The organism is Pacificimonas sp. ICDLI1SI03 (assembly GCF_054740865.1).
In genome coordinates, this window is the sequence record NZ_JBSQAU010000002.1 from 536,817 (window position 1) to 555,831 (window position 19,015).

The window sequence follows — 19,015 nt, forward strand, 5'->3', positions numbered from 1 at the left end:
TTTTGTTGTTAGGTCGGCTCCCAACGCGCCGATTGCACCTTGGTTGCATCCTACCTATGCGGGGCGCTTTCCCCTTCCGGCAAGGATGATGAACATGACTGCACCCCGCATGAAACCCTGGATCGAGGCGATCCACGCCTATGTACCCGGGCGATCGGGAGGGGGCGCGGGCCGCACCGTCAAACTGTCGTCGAACGAGAACCCGCTTGGCACGTCGCCCGCGGCGCTGGCGGCGATGCGGGCGGCGGCGGACGGCAGCAACCGTTATCCGGATGCGGCGAGCCATGAGCTGCGTGACGCCATCGCCGCGCTGCACGGACTGGAGGCTGACCGTGTCGTATGCGGAACGGGGTCGGACGAACTGCTGCAATTGCTGGCGCAGGCCTATGCCGGGCCGGGCGACGAGGTGCTGTATGTGCACCGCGGCTTCATGGTCTATCCCATCGCTGCCCAGCGCGCGGGCGCGACGCCGGTGGCGGCACCGGATCGCGATTATACTGCGGACGTCGATGCCCTGCTGGCCTCGGTCACGCCCAGAACGCGGCTGGTATATCTGGCCAATCCGAACAATCCGACCGGAACGATGATCGACCGCGAGGAGGTGGAGCGGCTGCATGCCGGTCTGCCCGACGATGTTCTGCTGGTGCTCGATTCCGCCTATGCCGAATATATTGACGATGCTGCCTATGAAGATGGCATCGCGATGGCGCGCAAATATGAGAATGTCGTCACCACGCGCACCTTTTCCAAGATCTACGGCCTTGCCGCCGCTCGCGTCGGATGGGCCTATGGTCCGGTGGAGGTAATTGCTGCGCTGAACCGCATCCGTGGCCCCTTCAACGTCAACAGCCAGGCGCAGGCGGCCGCCATCGCGGCGCTGTCCGACCAGGAATTCGTTGACCGTTGCCGCCGTGACAATGCGGAGCAGCGCGCGCGCCTTACCGATGCGGTCCAGGCGCTGGGCAATCACGGCCTGCGGCCGATCCCGTCTGCGGCGAACTTCGTACTGGTCGAATTCCCACCAGAAGGGGCGCTGACCGCAGAGCGCGCCAACGAGTTTTTCACCGGCCAAGGCATATTGACGCGCTGGCTGCCCAGCCAGGATCTTGCCCATGCTCTGCGGATTTCGGTGGGTACGGAGGAGGAGATCGGCATCGTTATCCAGGCGTTGCAGGACTTTGTCGGTCAGGCCTGATGCTGCCCTTTTCCCGCGTAACGATCATAGGCTTTGGGTTGATCGGCTCCTCCCTGGCGCGCGCGGTCAGGAGAGAGATGCGCGATGTTCGCCTGACCGGCTATGACGCCGATGCAGATGTGCGTGCGCGCGCCGACGCGCTCAATCTGTTCGACGACATCACGGACAGTGCAGGCGCCGCCGTCTGCGACGCCGATCTGGTGATCCTGGCCGTTCCCGTGCAGGCGACGGAGGCGGTGGCGAAGGAGATTGCCGCCGATCTGCCGGATGAGGCCGTCGTCAGCGATGTCGGCAGCGTCAAGAATCGCGTGGCGGGATGGCTGAACGACAATATTCCGCATCCAGGGCGCATCGTCCCGGCGCACCCTGTTGCGGGAACGGAGAATTCCGGGCCGGATGCGGGGTTCGCCGAGCTGTTTCAGAGCCGCTGGTGCATTCTGACCCCCGCCGACGCGGCCGATCCCGTTGCGGTCGAGCGCCTGTCGGAATTCTGGCGGCGGCTGGGCAGCGATGTCGAAATCATGGACGCTGCGCATCACGATATCGTGCTGGCGGTGACCAGTCATTTGCCGCACCTGATCGCCTATACCATCGTGGGTACGGCGTCTGATGTCGAAGAGGTCACCAATTCGGAAGTTATCAAATATTCCGCTGGCGGCTTTCGCGATTTCACCCGCATTGCCGCCAGCAATCCGACGATGTGGCGCGATGTGTTTCTGGCCAATAAGGATGCCGTGCTGGACGTGCTGCAGCGCTTCACCGAGGATTTGACGGCATTACAACGCGCCATTCGCTGGGACGATGGCGATACGCTGTTCAGGCATTTCGAAACGACGCGGGAAACGCGCCGCCGCGTTATCGACGCAGGTCAGGACACGGCGGCTCCTGACTTCGGACGCTCCCCCCCGAAGGGCCGGGCAGACGCTGAAGACTGATCTGTGTGGGCGAGCCGCCAAGGGCGAATTCCGCAGGTCGGCGCTGACGAAATTCCTGGGCTGGCAGGGCGGAACCCTGGATCACCGCCGCGACGGTGGCGGGGCAATCGGTGCTAAGCGTTCCCGCCAGCTGCAATTCGCCCCCCGGCAGCGGAACCAGCGTCACGTCGAACCCAGCCACCGCGTCTCCCGACGCAGAACTGAGCGTGCCGCCATCAATCTCCATGGTGCCGCCGTTCGTCCAGCCGGCCAGCGAACTTAGCGGGGCATCCGCAGTAATCCTGATGGGAAGGGCGAGCGCCAGCCGCCGGTCGGCCAAGCTGAATGTGCCGGCAATCCGCGCCTCCGCCTGTCCCGGCCCGGTGGCAGTGTCCGCCGGTGTGGGGTTCGGCGTCTCGCGAAAATGGAATTCCATGGGCGCGGCCTGGATCGGCCGGTCCAGCAGGGAGGAGTCTATTTCGGCCTCCTCGAACTGCACCGACAGGCGGTCGATGAACTCGTTCGCCCGCAGGCTGGCGCGGGCGTCGGGCGCGGTCAGGCGTAACTGGCCGATGCCTGCCGCCTCTGCATTTATGCGGATCTGGGTCAGATATCCGACATAGAGCGCGCCACGCAGGGGGCCGCTGTCGATCTGGCTGTGCGCAGCCGAAAGATTGACCCGTGCGCCGTCGCCGCCGCGACTTAGCTGAATGGCATTCAGATCGGCGCTCAGGCGATAGGGAAATCCGGTAATGCCAGGTGTGTTGCCGGTGATCCGTTCGATCGACGTTGCCAACATCTCGGCCTGTCCCCGCCAATATATATAATAGGCGGCCAGCCCGATCAGGAGCGGCGCCAGTGCCAGCAGAAAGGGACGTGCGTTTCTCATGGTGTCTCGTTGATCGCGGCGTGCAGCCGCTCCTCGAACGCCTCGCGGCCCAGGCCCGGCGGGATGGGGTCCAGGAAGCGCACACGTACCACGCCGGGGCGCTTCGCACCCGATTTCGGCCACACATGCGCGCTTTCCAGGGCGACGGGAATGACGGGTAGCTTGAGCAGGCGGTATAATCCGGCAATCCCTGCGCGTAGCGGCGGCGCTTCTCCGGGCGGAGTCCGCGTTCCCTCCGGGAAAATGACGATCTGGCGTTCCTCCTCACGCGCCCTTTCCGCTGCGCGCAGCATCACGCGCATGGCGGCGGCGCCCGCCTGCCGGTCGACGAACAGCGATCCGTGACGACGGGCGATCCAGCCCCAGACGGGGATCTTCTCCAGTTCCGCCTTCATCACGACGGCGGGCCACGGAAACAGGGAGGGGAGGGCCATCGTTTCCAGGTTCGATTCGTGCTTTGCCGCCACGATGACGGTTCCTGCCGGAATGGTGCCTTCGATCTCGAACCGGATGCCCAGAATGATGCGCGCCAGCCAGATGACATAGGCGGACCAGGCCGAGGCCCCCTTCTGCGCCTGCCTGCGGGAAAACAGCGCACGTATGGCCGCCGTCACCACCATGACGATGCTGCCCAGATAGAAGAACAGCGTGAAAATCACATTGCGAAGCAGGATCATGTGCTGCTGTCTCCCTGCTCAACGGTGGCCACCGCCTCGGCGATGCGCCGCGCGGAAAATTTGGTATATTCGCGCAGCAGCGATTTGATGCCACCCGCGACGGGGACTGCGTCGGGCAGGATGCGGACGCGATCCTCCAGCCGCCGTTCCAGTTCGATCAGCGCACGCGGCATATGGTCCGCGGCCGTGACCACCCGCAGCGAACTGTAGCCACGAGTGCGGGCCCAGGCGGCGATCTCCGCGCCATTGCCGGCCGTGTCGGCGGCGCGCTTGCCCAGGTCGATGCAGCATTCAAACAGGCGCTGGTCGACTTCCAGCTCGGTGGCCAGGTCGACGGGCCGCACGACCGGGTCGACACCGGAAACCAGCAGGCGCTCCGCACTGCCCTCTCGCAGAACCTCGACACCCCTTGCCAGCCGCCCGGGACCACCCGTTAGGACGACGATGCCGTCGGTCTTCTCGTCCAGCGGCGCGGGATCCGGCAGCGTCAGCATGAAGGCGACGAAGCCCGCGATCCACAGCAACAGAACGGCCAGCGCAAGTTTCAGGAGCACGCGCATCTAAAGCACATCCGCCAGACTGCGTTCGACCGTGATGCGGGCGGTGATCGTGGACAGCATGACCGCCACGACCGGCACCATCACGACCATCACCCAGCCCCACCATGGCAGACCCGCCGCCGCCACCAGACCGCTGCCCAGCGCGGTGATCAACCTGCCTATTGCGAAAATCAGCAGCAAGGCCACCAGGAACCCCGTTACGGCGCCAAGTGCCGCCACCATGCCGAACCGATACTGGAATAATTGGGTAATCACGCGATCCTCCGCGCCGATCAGATGCAGGACATCCACTGTCTCGGCATGTCGCGTCAAGCCCGCGCGCACACCCAGGACAATGATCGCCGCCATTGCCGCCGTCAGCAGCAGTGCTGCGGCCAGGGCGACAATGGCCAATACCCACGCCAGGCGCGCGACCGGTGCCAGCCAGCCGGCATGATCATCGACGCGCGCGCCGTCCACATCCCGTTCCAGGCTGGCGGCGACTTGGTTCAGCAGGGCAGGCGATTCCGCCTCTGCATCGATCATCGCCGGCAGCGGCAGATCCTCTCCGACATTGCCGCTACCCAGCCATGGCTCCAGCAGCTTGCGCAGCTCCGCGGTTTCCAGAACGCGAATCCGGGAGATGCCGTCTCTGCCTTCCAGCGCGGCGACGGTCGCGGCCACTTTATCGGCCCGTATGTCTGGGTTGGGCTCCACGATCTGCACGGTGAAGCGCTGTGCCAGCCCATCTTTCATCACGCCGACGCCCGAGACGAGCGAAATGCCCGCCGCCATTCCCAGCACCGCCAGGGCAACCATCAGGGCGACGATCCACGGCAGCGACCCGCGTGCGGCCTGTTCCGCCGGCAGGAAGCGAAAGCGTTCGGCCCGGGGCCGAATCCAGTCGGGGATCATTCGGCCGCCCTTTCGGCTTCATGGATGGCCGCTTGCCTCTGGCTGCCCGGGGGGTGACGCAGCGAGCCGGTGGGGTCGCGCATTTCACCCCGGTCCAGCCGCAGCACCATGGCCGTTGGCACCTGCGGCAACAAATGTACGGCATGGGTGGCCACCACCACCGTCGTTCCCAGCCTGTTCAATTCCTGGAACAGGTGTAGCAGGCGCTGCGCCATTTGGGGGTCGACATTGCCGGTCGGTTCGTCGGCCAGCAGCAAATCTGGCCGCGCAATGACTGCGCGCGCGATGGCCAGCCTCTGCTGCTCACCGCCGGACAGGGTATGCGGGCGGGCATGGGCACGTTTCGTCAGGCCGACCCACTCCAGCAGTTCGCCGACATGTGCCTGCACCTCGCTTTCGACGACGCCCTCGATCCGCAGCGGCAGGGCGACATTGTCGAAGCAGCTGAGATGGTCGACGAGACGGAAATCCTGAAATACGACACCGATGCGGCGGCGAAGTGCGGGCAGTTTCTTGCGCTCTATGCTGCCGATATCCTCTCCGAAGAGGGTGACACGCCCCCGTGTCGGGCGGCGGTTCAGATACAGCAGCTTCAACAGCGACGTTTTGCCCGCACCCGACGCCCCGACCAGGAACATGAATGTCCCGGCGTCCAGCCGAAAGCTGATGTCGCGCAGCACTTCGGCATCCGTGCCATAGCGCAGACCCACATTTTCGAAGCGCGCCAGCGGCCGCATCAGGGGGTCGGCATCCTCACGCGGTCAGCCCCTTTTCTTTGAGCCATTCCGGGTTCCAGATGGTGGACAGATACCGGAAGCCGCTGTCGCACAGCATCGTCACCACGGTGGATCCCTTGCCAAGTTCGGTTGCCAGACGTTCCGCACCGGCGATATTGATGCCGGACGACAGGCCGAGGCAAAGGCCTTCTTCGGCATTTATCTGCCGGATGACGTCCAGCCCCTCCTGATCGGAGACACGGAATGCCAGGTCGATGGGCGCCCCTTCCAGATTCGCGGTGATGCGTCCCTGTCCGATGCCTTCCGCAACGGAAGAACCCTCAGACTTGAGCTCCCCCTCGGTGTAATAGCTGTAGAGCGCGGCGCCATGGGGGTCCGTCAGGGCAATGGTCACGTCTTGGGAGCGTTCTTTCAGGCCCATGCCGACGCCCGCAATGGTGCCCCCGGTCCCCGCCGCGCAGGTGAAGCCGTCAATGCGTCCATTGAGGGCGGTCCAGATCTCTTGCGCCGTCGTTTCGATATGTGCCTGCCGATTGGCGACATTGTCGAACTGCCCCGCCCAGATGGCGCCCGGGGTCTCCTCGCCCATGCGGCGGGACCGGTGCTGAAAATGTTCAGGGTCTGCGTATTTCGTCGGCGGCACCAGCACCAGCTCGGCGCCAAGCGCCCTCAGAGTCGCCATTTTCTCGGGCGACTGATTGTCGGGCATGACGATGATGGTCTTGTACCCCTTCGCATTCGCCACCGTGGCGATGCCGATGCCGGTATTGCCTGCCGTCCCCTCGACGATCGTGCCGCCGGGTTGCAGGCGCCCGTTGCGTTCCGCGGCCTCGATCATGAACAGCGCCGCGCGGTCCTTCACGCTGCCGCCCGGATTTTCATATTCGCACTTGCCCCAGATTTCGCATCCGGTTCGGGCCGACGGGCCGGCCAGACGGACGAGGCGAGTATTGCCGATCAGATCGAGTGTGTTGCGCACCAGGGTCATGCTTGCGGCTCTAGCAGCAGGTGGAATCCCACGCAAAGTCGCTTGTGGCATGTGCATGCCCTCCCCTATCTGATGAACATGCGTGTCGCCCTCCTTTTGCTGCTGTTGTTGAGCGCGTGCGATATGTCGACGCCGGACAGCGATGGCGATGCGCCGATTCGCATCACGATGCTCAGCGCGGAGGGTACGGAGGCGCCGGGCATGTTCGGTGCGGACCTTTATCGTACCGAGGCACTGCATACCGGGCTGACGGCGCATGCGGCCGACGGGCGCATCGTGCCAGCGCTCGCGTCCAGCTGGCGCGTCCTCGATCAGGGCCGGACCTATATTTTCAGGCTAGAGCAAGCATCCTGGCCCGACGGGCGGGAAATCACGGCGGGCGACGTGGTTGCGGTCATGCGACGTAATCTGGCGCCAGCCTCTCACCAGCCCATGAAGCCCTATTTGATGGCCATCCAAGAGGCGGATGCGGTCGCCAGCAACCGCAAGCCGCCCCGAATGCTGGGCGTTGACGACCCGCGTCCGGGCGTCGTCGTCATTACGCTGGATCGACCGGACCCCCTGCTGCTGTCGCTGCTGGCGCATCCCTCCATGGCGATCGTGCGAAAGGAAGAAACGCCGCCGCCCTCCGGCCCCTATGCGCAGGGACGGAATGATGGTTTTCTGGTGGCGAACCCCTATTGGTTCGACGATGAGGAGGAGCCGCGCAAGCCGATTTCGCTGGACGTGTTGCCCGTCGGGGAGGCCATCCGCGCGTTCGAAGAGGGGCGCACGGATATCGTCACCGGGGGCAGCATTCAGGGTCTGCGCCGCTCTCGCACGGATGCTCTTGTTCCCGCATTGCGTCTTGAACAGACGCTGGGCCTTTATGGCTATCTGGCCCGTACGTCCGGCGGCCCCCTGACCGATGTCCGCATTCGGCGGGCGCTGGCCATGGTGGCCGGTCGCCAGATCCTGGTGCGGGATTATTTTGCGCTGGACGGAATGCAGCCTGCCTTCGGTCCGCTCGCCCCCACCCTGCCGGAGGCCTATGCCGGCGCCGTGCCCGACTGGGCAGTCTGGTCGCCAGAGGTCCGGATGGGGGAGGCGCGGCGTCTGGTGCAGGAGGCCGGATATGGTCCCGATCGTCCCCTGACGCTGGACGTCGCCATACCGCAGGGTGACGCGCATGAGGAGGTTCTGGCATGGCTGGCCGATGACTGGCGTTCGCTGGGCATCTCACTTCGCGCCTATAAGCGTTCGCCGGAGCAGCATCGACGCGCGATCGAAAGCGGCGACTATGATCTTGCCCTGACCGAACGCATCGCGCCCGCCGCTATTCCGGAATTCTTTCTGGAACCCTTCACCTGTGCCGAACGGCTGGGCGGTTATTGCAATCCAGACGCCGACAGCCTGCTGGCGGAGGCCGCACAGCAGGTCGACGGCGCGGCCCGCATTAACCTGATCCGCAGGGCCGCGCGCCTGATTGCAGAGGATGCCCCGATCATCCCGCTGTTTTCACCCATACGCTGGTCGCTCGTCCGTCCCGGTATTGCCGGCTGGGAGGACAATCTGGTGGGAGCGCACCCGGCTCACTATCTGGAATTCCAAAACACGCAGTAATGCTCGCTTCAGGAAAGGTTTCCCCATGACAGACCCGATCGTAATCGTCGCCGCACAGCGCACCCCGATGGGAGGGTTTCAGGGCGCCCTGTCGGGGGCGAGCGCCAGCCAGCTCGGCAGTGCCGCCATCGGCGCGGCCATGACGCAGGCGGGCCTGTCGGGCGAGGATGTGGATCAGGGTACGATGGGCTGCGTCCTCGGCGCGGGACAGGGGCAGGCGCCCGCGCGCCAAGCGCTTCTGGGCGCGGGCCTGCCGGAAAGCGTCGGCGCGGTCACCGTCAACAAGATGTGCGGGTCCGGCATGAAGGCGGCGATGGATGCGCACGACATGATCGCGGCGGGCAGCGCCGACATCATGGTCGCGGGCGGCATGGAGTCGATGACCAACGCGCCCTATCTGCTGCCGAAGGCGCGGGGTGGGCTGCGCATGGGTCATGGCGAGGTCAAGGATCATATATTCCTCGACGGGCTGGAAGACGCCTATGAACCGGGCAGGCTGATGGGCAGCTTCGCCGAGGACTGCGCGGAGAAATACCAGTTCACGAGAGAGGCGCAGGACGCCTATGCCATCCGTTCGCTGGAGCGGGCGCTGCAGGCCATCAAATCCGGTGACTTTGCCGACGAGGTGACGCCCGTCACCGTCAGCGATCGGAAGGGCGAAACGGTCGTCGAGACCGACGAGCAGCCGGGCGCCGCCCGCGCAGACCGCATCCCGCTTTTGAAGGCTGCCTTCCGAAAGGACGGCACGATCACCGCCGCGAATGCATCCTCCATCTCGGACGGCGCCGCCGCGCTGATCCTGATGCGGGAATCGGAGGCGGAGAAGCGCGGCGTGACCCCGCTGGCACGGATTCTGGGTCATGCCACCCACGCACAGGCACCGGCCTGGTTTTCGACGGCACCCATACCGGCATGTCAAAAGCTGTTGGAAAAGCTGAACTGGAAGGCCGGCGACGTCGATCTGTGGGAGATCAATGAAGCCTTCGCCGTCGTCGCGATGGCGGCAATTCGTGATCTGCAGCTGGACGAGGACCGGGTGAACGTAAATGGCGGTGCCTGCGCTCTCGGACACCCGATAGGTGCCAGTGGTGCAAGACTTCTCGTGACGCTTGTGCACGCATTGAAGGCAAGAGGGGGCAAGACCGGCATCGCCAGCCTGTGTATTGGCGGCGGCGAGGCGACTGCCATGGCGGTTGAATTGCTCAACTGACGGACTTGATGGAAAGTCGTCATTCTGGTGAGAGCTTTGGGATAGGCAAGTAAGTGCATCGTGCGTTCGGTGCATTTATATTGTTAATGTCACTGTCATTTCTGCTTTCTACCGGAATGGCAGATTCTGCGTCCGTAACTGACCCAGATTAATGTGAGTTTTAATAGAAATTAACACGTTCCGCCTTACCATTTGGCGATCGAATGGGGCCGCTTTGTAAAAAGGGCGGAGCGGAATGAAACTTCTAAACGACATGTCGTTGAAGCTGACGCTTATGTTTGCGTCCTTGTTCGGCATATCTTTGATAATTCTGTTTTTTTCGTCGCGCGCGGTTATTCATACCCACGCGGCAAATCATGCCCTTGCGGATGTTCGGTCCGCTACGGACAATCTGGTGCGGGAATGGCAGGCATCTTCGGCCTCCATGCACAAGGAGGCCGCTCTTCTTGCGCGGGACTTTGGGTTCATAAGGGCGGCGGCGAGTTTTCATGGTCCGACGATTGAATCCGCCCTCCGCAATCTTTCCGCAAGAAATCAGCGGCCCCTCGCGCTGTTCATAACGCAGGACGGGGAAGTGCATGGCACGTCGGACGAGATTGACGACCTGGGTTCCCGCCTTAGCGGTACGCTGGAATCCGGACGCCGCACCGGCACACTCAACATTGGCGACGCGACATATTGGGTGTCGGCGGAGCCGGTGCGCGCGCCGTTGACGATCGGCTGGGTGCTGTTCGGCAATCGACTGGACGGAAATGATGGCAGTGGATCGCGCGCTTCGCCGGTAAAGTTTCTGCAGGGCCGTCTGATGAAATCGGTCCTTGGATCTTCGGCTCAGCGAGAATCTGCGGTGGCGCAGAGCCCAACGGCGCCCGTGCGCGGTGGATATGTCGAAAACCTGATCCCGCTGCCCAGCTTGATCGAGGGCGACGATTACGTCATGCGCCTGAGATTTCCCATTTCAGAAGCCAGCAAACATTATCAGACAATTGCCTGGAAGATCGCAGGTCTGAGCAGTCTGATCTTTCTGGTGGTTCTGGCGGCGTCCTGGATATTGGCGAAGCGCATCGTTCGGCCCATTTCGACGCTGGGGCACATGGTGAATCGCGCCCGGGAGGGAGAGGCGATTGCATTGGATGTAAAGGGAAATGACGAGGTCGCGCAATTGGCGCGGGGGCTGACGGGAATGTCGCTGACGATCGCGCAGCTGACCCATGTCGCGCATCATGATCCGCTGACGAAGCTGCCCAACCGCCGCGCCTTCGACAATTGCCTAGCAGCGGCATTCCAGATGCAGGACGGCAAGACGTCGTTTCGCGAAACCGGACTTCTTCTGATCGACCTCGACGATTTCAAGTCGATCAACGACACACATGGCCATCCCGTCGGTGACGTCTTTCTTGAGGAAATATCACGTCGGCTGAATCTGGCCATGACGTCGGGACTTGCAGGTTTGAAAGACCTTCAGGCAATTCATACCGCGCTTCCGGCGAGACTGGGCGGTGATGAATTCGCCCTTATCCTGATAGGGTCGAATGTGGGGGACATGCTGAACACCATTGCGGTCCGTTTCCTGGACGAACTGGAGACCCCGGTTCTGCTCGATGGTCTGTCCCTTCGCGCCGGGGCCAGCATCGGTGCGGCTGTGGCACCATGGAATGGGCGACGTGCCGCCGATCTGCTGGCTGCGGCTGATTCGGCGCTCTATCGTGCAAAAAAGGGGGGTAAGGGCCGCCTGGAAGGTAACGATGCCCCGGATCAGGCGTTCGCACATGCCTGATGCAGCCTGATTGCGCTTTTGCGAAGCTTGAAACGCCTATCTCTGGCGCGCGCGCTCCGGCGCGGAACCTCGCTGCCCTGCGCCTCGTTCAAGAGGAGAGAAATAAACGCATCAGGAGCAACGATTATGGATATCTGGACACAGATCGAAAACGATCATGCAGACATTAAGGCGCTGGGAAAGGACGTGCTCAGCAGCATGGGGGGCTCTGGCCCCGCCAGCCGTGACAATCAATTCGATCTGTTCGATACGCTGCTGCGTCGCCATCTGGCCGCCGTCGAGGACGTGGTGTTCCCGCCGCTTGAAAAGCAGGCCGATACCAGCGCCGTCGTCCACGAGATCGAGCAGCATCACAAATCCATGCGCCGCGACCTGAATGCGCTGGATCGCACGAACAAGGATAACTCGGAATGGACGAAGGAATTCGAGGTCGTGCTGCAGCAGCTCGACAAGCTTTGCGCTCGTCACGAAGCGCTGATCGCCCAGGCCCGGCCGCTGGTCGACGCGGGCGAAGGGAAGACGCTGGGCGAAAAATATACCCATGCCAAGCTGAAGCGTATCCCGGGCGGTAGCTGGGACTGGAACAAGATCGGCATTGGCGCCGGTGCCGCGCTGGGCCTCGCTGCGTTGGCGGGGGGCGTTGCGGCTGGCGCGAAATATAAAAGGCGCAAGGATGAGAGCGGCGAGGATCCGTTCTGGAAACGTCGTGGATCGCATGGCGACGATTTCGAACTGCGCCTGCAGACCGATGAGGATGTCCGCCTGATTTCCTCCGACAAGGTTGAAGGAACGGCTGTCGTTGACCAGTCGGGCCAGAAGATCGGTACCGTCAAGAACTTCATGGTGGATAAATATACCGGCCGCGTCGCCTATGCCGTCCTGCAGTTCGGCGGAGTGATGGGCTTTGGCGCCAGCTATTTCCCGCTGCCCTGGCCTATCCTCGATTATGACACGGAGGAGGATGCCTATCGACTCGCCGTGACGAAGGATCAGTTGGAAAATGCACCGCGGTTCGAAGAGGACGATGCACCGGAGTTCGACAGCATCGAATATCGGGAAGAAGTTCTGGTCTATTATCGGCCATAAACGGGCCGATGCGATCTTCTGAAGATTGCATGACGCAGCACCCTGTTTTGCGGATCCGCAGAACAGGGTGTTTTGCCGTGGGCACGGCAGGCGCCGTGTTCACGTGATCCGCGATCAGAGGCGACCGTGCGTTTTGTTGAAGTTAATCACGCGCCAGATATAGACGATCAGCATCAGGCCGATGACCGCAATGGACAGGGGGCCCAGATACCGGTCGACGACGGCGTAATCGCTGCCCAGGCGATGGCCCAGCCAGGCGAGCGCCGCGTCCCAGATAAAGACCCCCGCGAATGTCAGCGGCAGGAATTGCCGCAGCGGCATGGCGAAAATACCCGCCGGAACGCTGATCAGGGTGCGAATGGTAGGGACACAGCGCCCGATCATTACTGCCCAGCGTCCGCCACGTTCAAACCAGCGATCGATCCGGTCCAGGTCACGCGTGGAGGTGGTCAGCCACCGTCCATGCCGTATTGCGACCCGGCGCAATGTCTCCTCGCCGACCCACAGGCCGACATAATACCAAAAGGTCATTCCGATCAGCGATCCGACGCTACCTGCTATAATGACCCCGAACAGCGACATGTCGTTTCCTTGCGCGGCTGCATATCCGGCCAGCGGCATGATCACCTCTGACGGGATGGGCGGAAACAGGTTCTCCAGAAACATCAGCAGCGCAATGCCGGCATAGCCGGCGTCCGATATCAATGTCTGGATCCAATCGGTCATCAGCGTCCCGGCAGCGTTGGTTGGTGATCAACAGCGTGCGGGAATAGGTGCCGCGCATCCGACTGTACAGGCTCTGGTAATCCGGGGGAGTGCAGCTAGACTCCCCGGCACAGCCAAGGGGCTCACGATCCCGTATGCTGTCCGCCATCCGGCCAGTTCCTATGTATAGGCAATATGTGACACTCCCCCCGCAACGCCAGCCCCAAATTCCGGACTTTCCGTGGATGCCGGCTATCCGGCGCCGGATGTTGCGGGAGCAGGAGGGCGAGGTGACCTATTTCTGCCCCTTCTACGGTAACCCGAGCACCCTGGAGCAGGCACTTGCCCTTTCGGACATGTGGGCGGCACAACAGGGCGTGAATCGCAGGATTGCGCGGGTCGAGGGCGTTCGCGCCTGGAAACGCCGCACCATCGGGCGCTTTCTTTGGCATTCCGGATCATCGGCGGGAGATGCCCGTGCGGTGTGGCCCAGTCGAGTGGCGCCCGCCCCCGGCGACATACAGATAGAGGACGGATTCATCCGGTCGCGCGGCCTCGGCGCAGAGCTGAACGCCCCCCTTTCCATCGTCGTCGATACGCGCGGGATCTATTACGATCCCTCCCGGCCCAGCGATCTGGAGCATCTGCTTCAAACCGCGGATATCGACGCGTCCCTGATTCAGCGTGCGGAGGCGCTCGTCGCGCGCATCGTCGCCGCCGACATCGTGAAATATGGCGCACGCGGTCAAGCCGTTACCTTGCCGCGCGGGCGGCCGTTGATCCTTGTCCCCGGCCAGGTGGAGGATGACCGATCCGTGCGCCTGGGCGGCGGCAGAATCGCGACCAATGCCGCCCTGCTGGTTGCCGTCCGCTCCGCGCGCCCCGATGCCCATATCATCTTCAAGCCGCATCCGGACGTCGAGGCAGGTTTGCGCGCGGGCGGCCCCCGTCCGGCAGAGGCGGACCGGCTGGCGGACACCGTCGTGCGCGATGCCAGCCTGACGACGCTGTTCGGGCAGGTGGATGAGGTACACAGCCTGACCAGCCAGACAGGGTTCGAAGCGCTGCTGCGCGGCATTCCCGTCACCACCTATGGCGCGCCCTTTTACGCAGGGTGGGGGCTGACCCGCGATCTTGGCGAGGTGCCGGCCCGCCGCACACGTCGCCGCACGCTGGCAGAACTGGCGGCGGCCACGCTGATCCTCTATCCCCGTTATCTGGACCCCGTCACATCGCTGCCCTGTCCGCCGGAGGTGTTGGTGTCGCGGCTAGAGGCGGGGCATGCCGCGCCGGTAACGATCCTGACGCGGGCGCGACGCATGCAGGGGCGCGTGACCGCCGCGCTGAGGGGGTTCGCCTGACTATGCGGCGTTTTCTTTTCCTTCAGGGGCCGCAGGGCCCGTTTTTCCGTCGCCTCGGCGCGCGGATCGAGGCGGCGGGCCATGCCGTGCTGCGTCTGAATCTGAACGCTGGCGACCGGCACGACTGGCCATTGGGCCGGAAAATCCGCACCCGCCCGGCCGAGTGGCCCGCCAATATCGCTGCGATCATGGACGGGATCGGTACGACGGACCTGGTGGTCTATGGCGATTGCCGCCGTGATCACAGGGTGGCAATCGATGCCGCAATTGATCGCGGTATCACCGTCCATGTTTTCGAGGAGGCATATTTTCGCCCCGGCTACATGACCCTGGAGCGGGGGGGCGTGAACGGATATTCGCCCCTGCCTCGCACTCCGCAAGCCATTCATTCCCGCGCTGCCCAATTGCCGCCGCTATCGCCGCCGCCCGCGCTGCCGCCTGCCGAAAGGCAGAAGGGGTGGGGCACCTTTGCCTATTATGCCCGCGCGCATGTCGGGGTCGCGACGCGCCGCTTCCCGCATCGTGGATGGCACCGGGGCCTCGCACCCCTGGCGGAGGGGATTTCCTATGCCGGTGGCTGGCTGCGGAATCGCAATGACGGCGAACGCACAAGGCAGGCGTGCGCCGCCATCGCCGGGCGCCGTTATTTCGTGCTGCCCTTGCAAATGGATGCCGATTTTCAGCTTCGCAGCCATTCGCGCTACGGAAATATGCGGAACGCCCTGGCGGGGATCCTGACGGATTTTGCCGAAAATGCGCCGTCCGACGTCTGGCTGCTGATAAAGAGGCATCCCCACGACAATGGCGGCGTCGACTGGCCCGCGCGCCTGTTCGGCGACCGGCTGATCTTCGCGCCCACGGGCGATTTGACCGACATGCTGCACCGGGCCCAGGGCATGGTCACGGTCAATTCGACCGCGGCACTGCAGGGGCTGGCAATGGGCCTGCCGGTAAAGGCCCTGGGCAAGGCGATTTACGATGTTCCCGGTCTGACACATCGGGGATCGCTGGCCAGTTTCTGGACCGCACCGCAGGCACCCGACGCGGATCTGTTTGCCGCGTTTCACAAAATGGTCATCCATGACGCCCAAGTGCCGGGGGATCATGGCAGCGAGGCCGGTCTGGCTCTGCTGGTCGAATCGGCGGCGGCAAAGCTGCTGAAACCCGCCCTCTCGCTTGTTCAGGAAAGAAGGCTGTCGGCATGAGGCGCATTTCTCCGGATGGTGAAACGCTAACCCTGGATATCCCCTCCGCGGCGCGGCCGGTTGTCCGTGCGCCCGCGATTTTTCGGGGCGACGCCAAATTCTATCTCGACCTGTCGCGTCTGATGTCCCGCATGCATCAGCCCGCCCCCACCGGCGTGGACCGGGTGGAAATGGCCTATGCAACGCACCTGCCGCAGATGCTGGGCAAGACCCTCGGCTTCGTCGCGCGTCATCCATCCGGCCTGTTCGGCCGGCTGGACCCCTCGGACGTGGCGTTCTTCCTGGATCGGGAGCAGGCGAAATGGACGAGTGGCAGACCTTGTGGCCTGGCAGCCTCCGTCGAACCATTTTTGCGCACGATACCCCGCCTGTCCGCGCCTGCCCCGGGGGGTACCCTTATCCTTGCCTCTCCCAGCAATCTGCACCGCCCGGCCCGGTTCGCCCGCATGAATCGAACGCTGGGAACGCGAACGGTGGCACTGGTGCACGACCTTATTCCGCTGACCCATCCCGAATATGCGCGGCCGGCGGGAACGGCGCGGCATCACTGTCGCCTTGAAACGCTGAAGCGGCAGACGGCGGCGCTTGTTACGAACAGTGCCGCGACCGCCGTGGAGCTTGCCCGGTTCTGGCAGGGCGAACGACACCCCGCGATCCACGCATCGCGGCTGGGGATCGACGTACCGCCGCCCGGCCACCGGGCACAAAGGAAGCGTCCCTTCTTCATCTGTGTCAGCACCATAGAGCCGCGCAAAAATCACATGCTGCTGCTGCAAATCTGGCGCCGCTTTGCCGAAACCATGCCCGCGGACGCCATTCCGGAGCTGTTGGTGGTGGGCAGGCGCGGTTGGGAAAACGAGCATATATTGAAGATGCTGGAACGCGGACCCCTGACCCGCCCACATGTGCGCGAACTGGGTCCGCTGCCAGAGCCGGAACTGCATGCCCTGATTCGCGGCGCACGGGCGTTGTTGATGCCCAGCTTCGCGGAGGGGTTCGGCCTGCCGGTGGCGGAGGCGCTGTCGCTCGGCACGTCCGTCATCGCCAGCGATCTGCCTGCACATCATGAGGCGGGAGCCAATGTGCCGGAATTTCTTGGGCCGCTGGATGGGGAGGGCTGGGCGCAGGCGATCCTCGATTATACCTGCGATAGTGGGCGGCGGGCCGCACAGATGTCGCGGATGACGAAATGGCGTGCGCCGGACTGGCGCAGTCATCTGGAAACGGTCATTTCCGTGGCAGAGACAGTCACCGCATGACGACAGCTTCCCTTTCTGAAGGACTTTCCGTTCAGCGCAATGTGATCGGCGCCTTGATCCTGCGCGAAATTCACACCCGCTATGGCCGCGACAATGTCGGCTATTTGTGGCTGTTTCTGGAACCGGCGATCCTGGCAGCCATGGTGGCGCTGATCCATATTGGCGGCAACAGCCATCTGACGGGTAGTATCGGCCCCATTCCCTTTGCCCTGCTGGGCTATACGACCTTCATCATGTTCCGCTCCATCTTCACGCGCGCGGACGCGGTTCTGGAAACCAATGCGCCGCTGCTTTACCACCGGCAAATATCCATCTTCGACATGGTTCTGGCCCGCGCCCTGCTGGAGCTGGCATCGACCATCGTCGTGCTGGCGGTCCTGTTCGGGATTGCGGCGCTGGCGGAACTGGCGCACCTTCCGGAGCGTCCCCTCGCGCTGCTGGCGGGTATCGGGCTTCTGTGGTGGTGGTCGCTGGCGCTGTCCTTTCTGATCTGTGCGGCGACGAACGAGAACCGGCTGGTGACGAAGTTCGTGCACCCGATCAGCTATATCCTGCTGCCGATTTCGGGGGCCTTTTACATGCTGGACTGGTTGCCGCGCGTCTATCGCGACATCATGGCGTGGTTTCCCATGACGCAGATGTTCGAGCTGATCCGCTATGGCATGTTCGCGGCAGCGCGCGACGATTATGTTCAACCGATATATGTCATCTTCTGGTGCATGCTTCTGACGTTCCTGGGACTGTTGTCGATCCGGGCAGTTCGCAGACATGTGCATATCGGATAGGGGGGACCACGTGGACAGCCGGACCCCGCCCTATCTGCTGCAGCAGGCCGACATTGTGCCGCGCGCGGGATGGCTGCGCCGTCACCGCTGGTTCATCGCCGTCGTGCTGCTGCCCACGACCCTCGTTGCGCTCTGGCTGTTCCTGTTCGCGGCCGATCAATATGAGAGTGAGGCCCATTTCCTGGTCCGCAAGGCCGATCAGGGGCAGTCGGGGTCCAGCCTGCCGGGCTTTGCCCAGATGGTGGGCCTGGGCGGCGCGCTGGGCGGCGGCGGAGAGGCCGTCAGCGTCGCCGATTATCTCGATTCGCACGATGCGGTCATGGCGGCGGACGAGCGGCTGGACCTGACGGCGCTGTTTCGCCGGCCAGAGGCCGATTTCATTTCCCGCCTATGGTATGCCGATCCCGATGCGGAGGATCTGGTCCGGCATTTCCGTGGCAAGGTGGATGTCGCCTACGACATAGATACCGGCATTACCGAACTGGCCGTTCGTGCATATCGACCGCAAGATGCGGAGGCTTTGACGACGACCCTGCTGCAGCTGGGTGAAGAGCGGGTCAATGCGCTGAACGAGCGCGGGCAGGAGGCGCTGCTGGAATCCGCCAGGCGCCAATTGGACGAGGCGGAGGCCGATCTGGGACGCGTTTCCGGCGCGCTTGCGGCCTATCGCCGCTCTGAACGACAGGTGGATCCGACCCTTTCCGGACGGGCGGGGACTGAGCTGGAGACGACATTGCGCGGGGAATTGGCGCAATTGCGTTCCCAGGATGCCGCGATGTCGGGCATTTCCGCCGATAGTCCGCAGCGCGTGGCGCTTCGCCGCCGCATCGCCGCTGTCGAGGCGGAGGTGGCGGCGGCAGAGGCGCGCATATCGGGCGGACGCGGCCTGACGGCGGCCATCGGCAATTTCGAGGATCTTAGAATGCGGCAGGAATTTGCCGCGAAGCGCTACGAACTCGCTGCCGGCATGTACGAGAAGGCACGCTCCGATGCGCTGCGCCAGAATCTGTTCGTCGTTCGCATCGTCGAGCCCAATCTGCCGGAACGCGCGCTTTATCCCCGGCGAATAACCATCGTGCTGACTGTCCTCGCCGGTCTGGCGCTGGCCTACGGTATCGGTTGGCTGTTACTTGCGGGAATGCGCGAACACGCCGCCTGAGCGAACGCTGCG

General features: G+C 63.6%; 18 protein-coding genes. 11 read left to right on the forward strand and 7 right to left on the reverse strand.

Going from position 1 to position 19,015, the window contains the following annotated elements; genetic code table 11:
* The first annotated feature begins 88 nt into the window (after nucleotides 1-88).
* Entirely contained in the window at nucleotides 89-1,195 is a 1,107-nt protein-coding gene (hisC, locus tag ACSMXM_RS14510) for a histidinol-phosphate transaminase (protein ID WP_460317101.1), read from the forward strand.
* Nucleotides 1,195-2,130: a prephenate/arogenate dehydrogenase family protein gene (locus ACSMXM_RS14515; RefSeq protein WP_460317103.1), complete on the forward strand. Its 936-nt coding sequence runs from the start codon at nucleotides 1,195-1,197 to the stop codon at nucleotides 2,128-2,130. The genes hisC and ACSMXM_RS14515 overlap by 1 nt, the downstream gene beginning before the upstream one ends.
* On the opposite strand, the gene ACSMXM_RS14520 is transcribed toward ACSMXM_RS14515, so the two are convergent.
* From ACSMXM_RS14520 to ACSMXM_RS14545, 6 genes are read right to left on the reverse strand one after another with little or no spacing between them, the layout of a single operon-like run.
* A complete protein-coding gene (locus tag ACSMXM_RS14520; RefSeq protein WP_460317105.1) occupies nucleotides 2,051-2,998 on the reverse strand; it encodes a hypothetical protein in 948 nt (315 codons plus the stop codon). The two genes, ACSMXM_RS14515 and ACSMXM_RS14520, sit on opposite strands and share 80 nt — an antisense overlap.
* The gene (locus ACSMXM_RS14525; protein ID WP_460317106.1) at nucleotides 2,995-3,675 is read right to left on the reverse strand and encodes a lysophospholipid acyltransferase family protein; all 681 of its coding nucleotides are present in this window, start codon (nucleotides 3,673-3,675) and stop codon (nucleotides 2,995-2,997) included. The genes ACSMXM_RS14520 and ACSMXM_RS14525 overlap by 4 nt, the downstream gene beginning before the upstream one ends.
* Nucleotides 3,672-4,235: a YdcF family protein gene (locus tag ACSMXM_RS14530; protein WP_460317107.1), complete on the reverse strand. Its 564-nt coding sequence runs from the start codon at nucleotides 4,233-4,235 to the stop codon at nucleotides 3,672-3,674. Before ACSMXM_RS14530 ends, ACSMXM_RS14525 begins: the two co-directional genes overlap by 4 nt.
* Nucleotides 4,236-5,129 carry a cell division protein FtsX gene (locus tag ACSMXM_RS14535; RefSeq protein ID WP_460317108.1) on the reverse strand — a complete coding sequence of 298 codons (894 nt, stop codon included), beginning with the start codon at nucleotides 5,127-5,129 and terminating at the stop codon, nucleotides 4,236-4,238. It lies immediately after the preceding gene.
* On the reverse strand, nucleotides 5,126-5,866 hold the full coding sequence (ftsE, locus tag ACSMXM_RS14540) for a cell division ATP-binding protein FtsE (protein ID WP_460317109.1): 741 nt from the start codon (nucleotides 5,864-5,866) through the stop codon (nucleotides 5,126-5,128). Before ftsE ends, ACSMXM_RS14535 begins: the two co-directional genes overlap by 4 nt.
* Nucleotides 5,867-5,882: 16 nt before the next feature.
* Nucleotides 5,883-6,854, reverse strand: a complete 972-nt coding sequence (locus tag ACSMXM_RS14545; RefSeq protein WP_460317110.1) for a cysteine synthase A — start codon at nucleotides 6,852-6,854, stop codon at nucleotides 5,883-5,885.
* Between the two features lie 72 nt (nucleotides 6,855-6,926).
* Here ACSMXM_RS14545 and ACSMXM_RS14550 point away from each other — a divergent pair, with 72 nt between their 5' ends.
* From ACSMXM_RS14550 to ACSMXM_RS14565, 4 genes are all read left to right on the forward strand, one after another.
* Nucleotides 6,927-8,456, forward strand: coding sequence for an ABC transporter substrate-binding protein (locus tag ACSMXM_RS14550; protein ID WP_460317111.1), 1,530 nt, complete (start codon nucleotides 6,927-6,929; stop codon nucleotides 8,454-8,456).
* 25 nt (nucleotides 8,457-8,481) lie between these two features.
* Entirely contained in the window at nucleotides 8,482-9,666 is a 1,185-nt protein-coding gene (locus tag ACSMXM_RS14555) for an acetyl-CoA C-acyltransferase (protein ID WP_460317113.1), read from the forward strand.
* Nucleotides 9,667-9,901: 235 nt separating this feature from the next.
* Complete coding sequence (locus tag ACSMXM_RS14560) at nucleotides 9,902-11,443, forward strand: diguanylate cyclase domain-containing protein (protein WP_460317114.1); 1,542 nt, start codon at nucleotides 9,902-9,904, stop codon at nucleotides 11,441-11,443.
* Nucleotides 11,444-11,569: 126 nt separating this feature from the next.
* A complete protein-coding gene (locus tag ACSMXM_RS14565; protein WP_460317116.1) occupies nucleotides 11,570-12,529 on the forward strand; it encodes a PRC-barrel domain-containing protein in 960 nt (319 codons plus the stop codon).
* A 114-nt stretch (nucleotides 12,530-12,643) separates the two neighbouring features.
* Here the strand turns inward: ACSMXM_RS14565 and ACSMXM_RS14570 are convergent, their stop codons facing one another.
* Nucleotides 12,644-13,255, reverse strand: coding sequence for a DedA family protein (locus ACSMXM_RS14570; RefSeq protein WP_460317118.1), 612 nt, complete (start codon nucleotides 13,253-13,255; stop codon nucleotides 12,644-12,646).
* 224 nt (nucleotides 13,256-13,479) lie between these two features.
* Between ACSMXM_RS14570 and ACSMXM_RS14575 the strand changes: the two genes are divergently transcribed.
* Genes ACSMXM_RS14575 through ACSMXM_RS14595 form a run of 5 tightly spaced genes read left to right on the forward strand, consistent with a single transcriptional unit; the run spans nucleotide 13,480 to nucleotide 19,003 of the window.
* Nucleotides 13,480-14,595 carry a capsular polysaccharide export protein, LipB/KpsS family gene (locus tag ACSMXM_RS14575; protein ID WP_460317119.1) on the forward strand — a complete coding sequence of 372 codons (1,116 nt, stop codon included), beginning with the start codon at nucleotides 13,480-13,482 and terminating at the stop codon, nucleotides 14,593-14,595.
* A 2-nt stretch (nucleotides 14,596-14,597) separates the two neighbouring features.
* Complete coding sequence (locus ACSMXM_RS14580; protein ID WP_460317120.1) at nucleotides 14,598-15,800, forward strand: capsular polysaccharide export protein, LipB/KpsS family; 1,203 nt, start codon at nucleotides 14,598-14,600, stop codon at nucleotides 15,798-15,800.
* Entirely contained in the window at nucleotides 15,797-17,059 is a 1,263-nt protein-coding gene (locus tag ACSMXM_RS14585; RefSeq protein ID WP_460317121.1) for a glycosyltransferase family 4 protein, read from the forward strand. Before ACSMXM_RS14580 ends, ACSMXM_RS14585 begins: the two co-directional genes overlap by 4 nt.
* Nucleotides 17,056-17,844, forward strand: coding sequence for an ABC transporter permease (locus tag ACSMXM_RS14590; RefSeq protein ID WP_460317122.1), 789 nt, complete (start codon nucleotides 17,056-17,058; stop codon nucleotides 17,842-17,844). Before ACSMXM_RS14585 ends, ACSMXM_RS14590 begins: the two co-directional genes overlap by 4 nt.
* A 10-nt stretch (nucleotides 17,845-17,854) precedes the next feature.
* Complete coding sequence (locus ACSMXM_RS14595; RefSeq protein ID WP_460317123.1) at nucleotides 17,855-19,003, forward strand: lipopolysaccharide biosynthesis protein; 1,149 nt, start codon at nucleotides 17,855-17,857, stop codon at nucleotides 19,001-19,003.
* Nucleotides 19,004-19,015 lie beyond the last annotated feature (12 nt).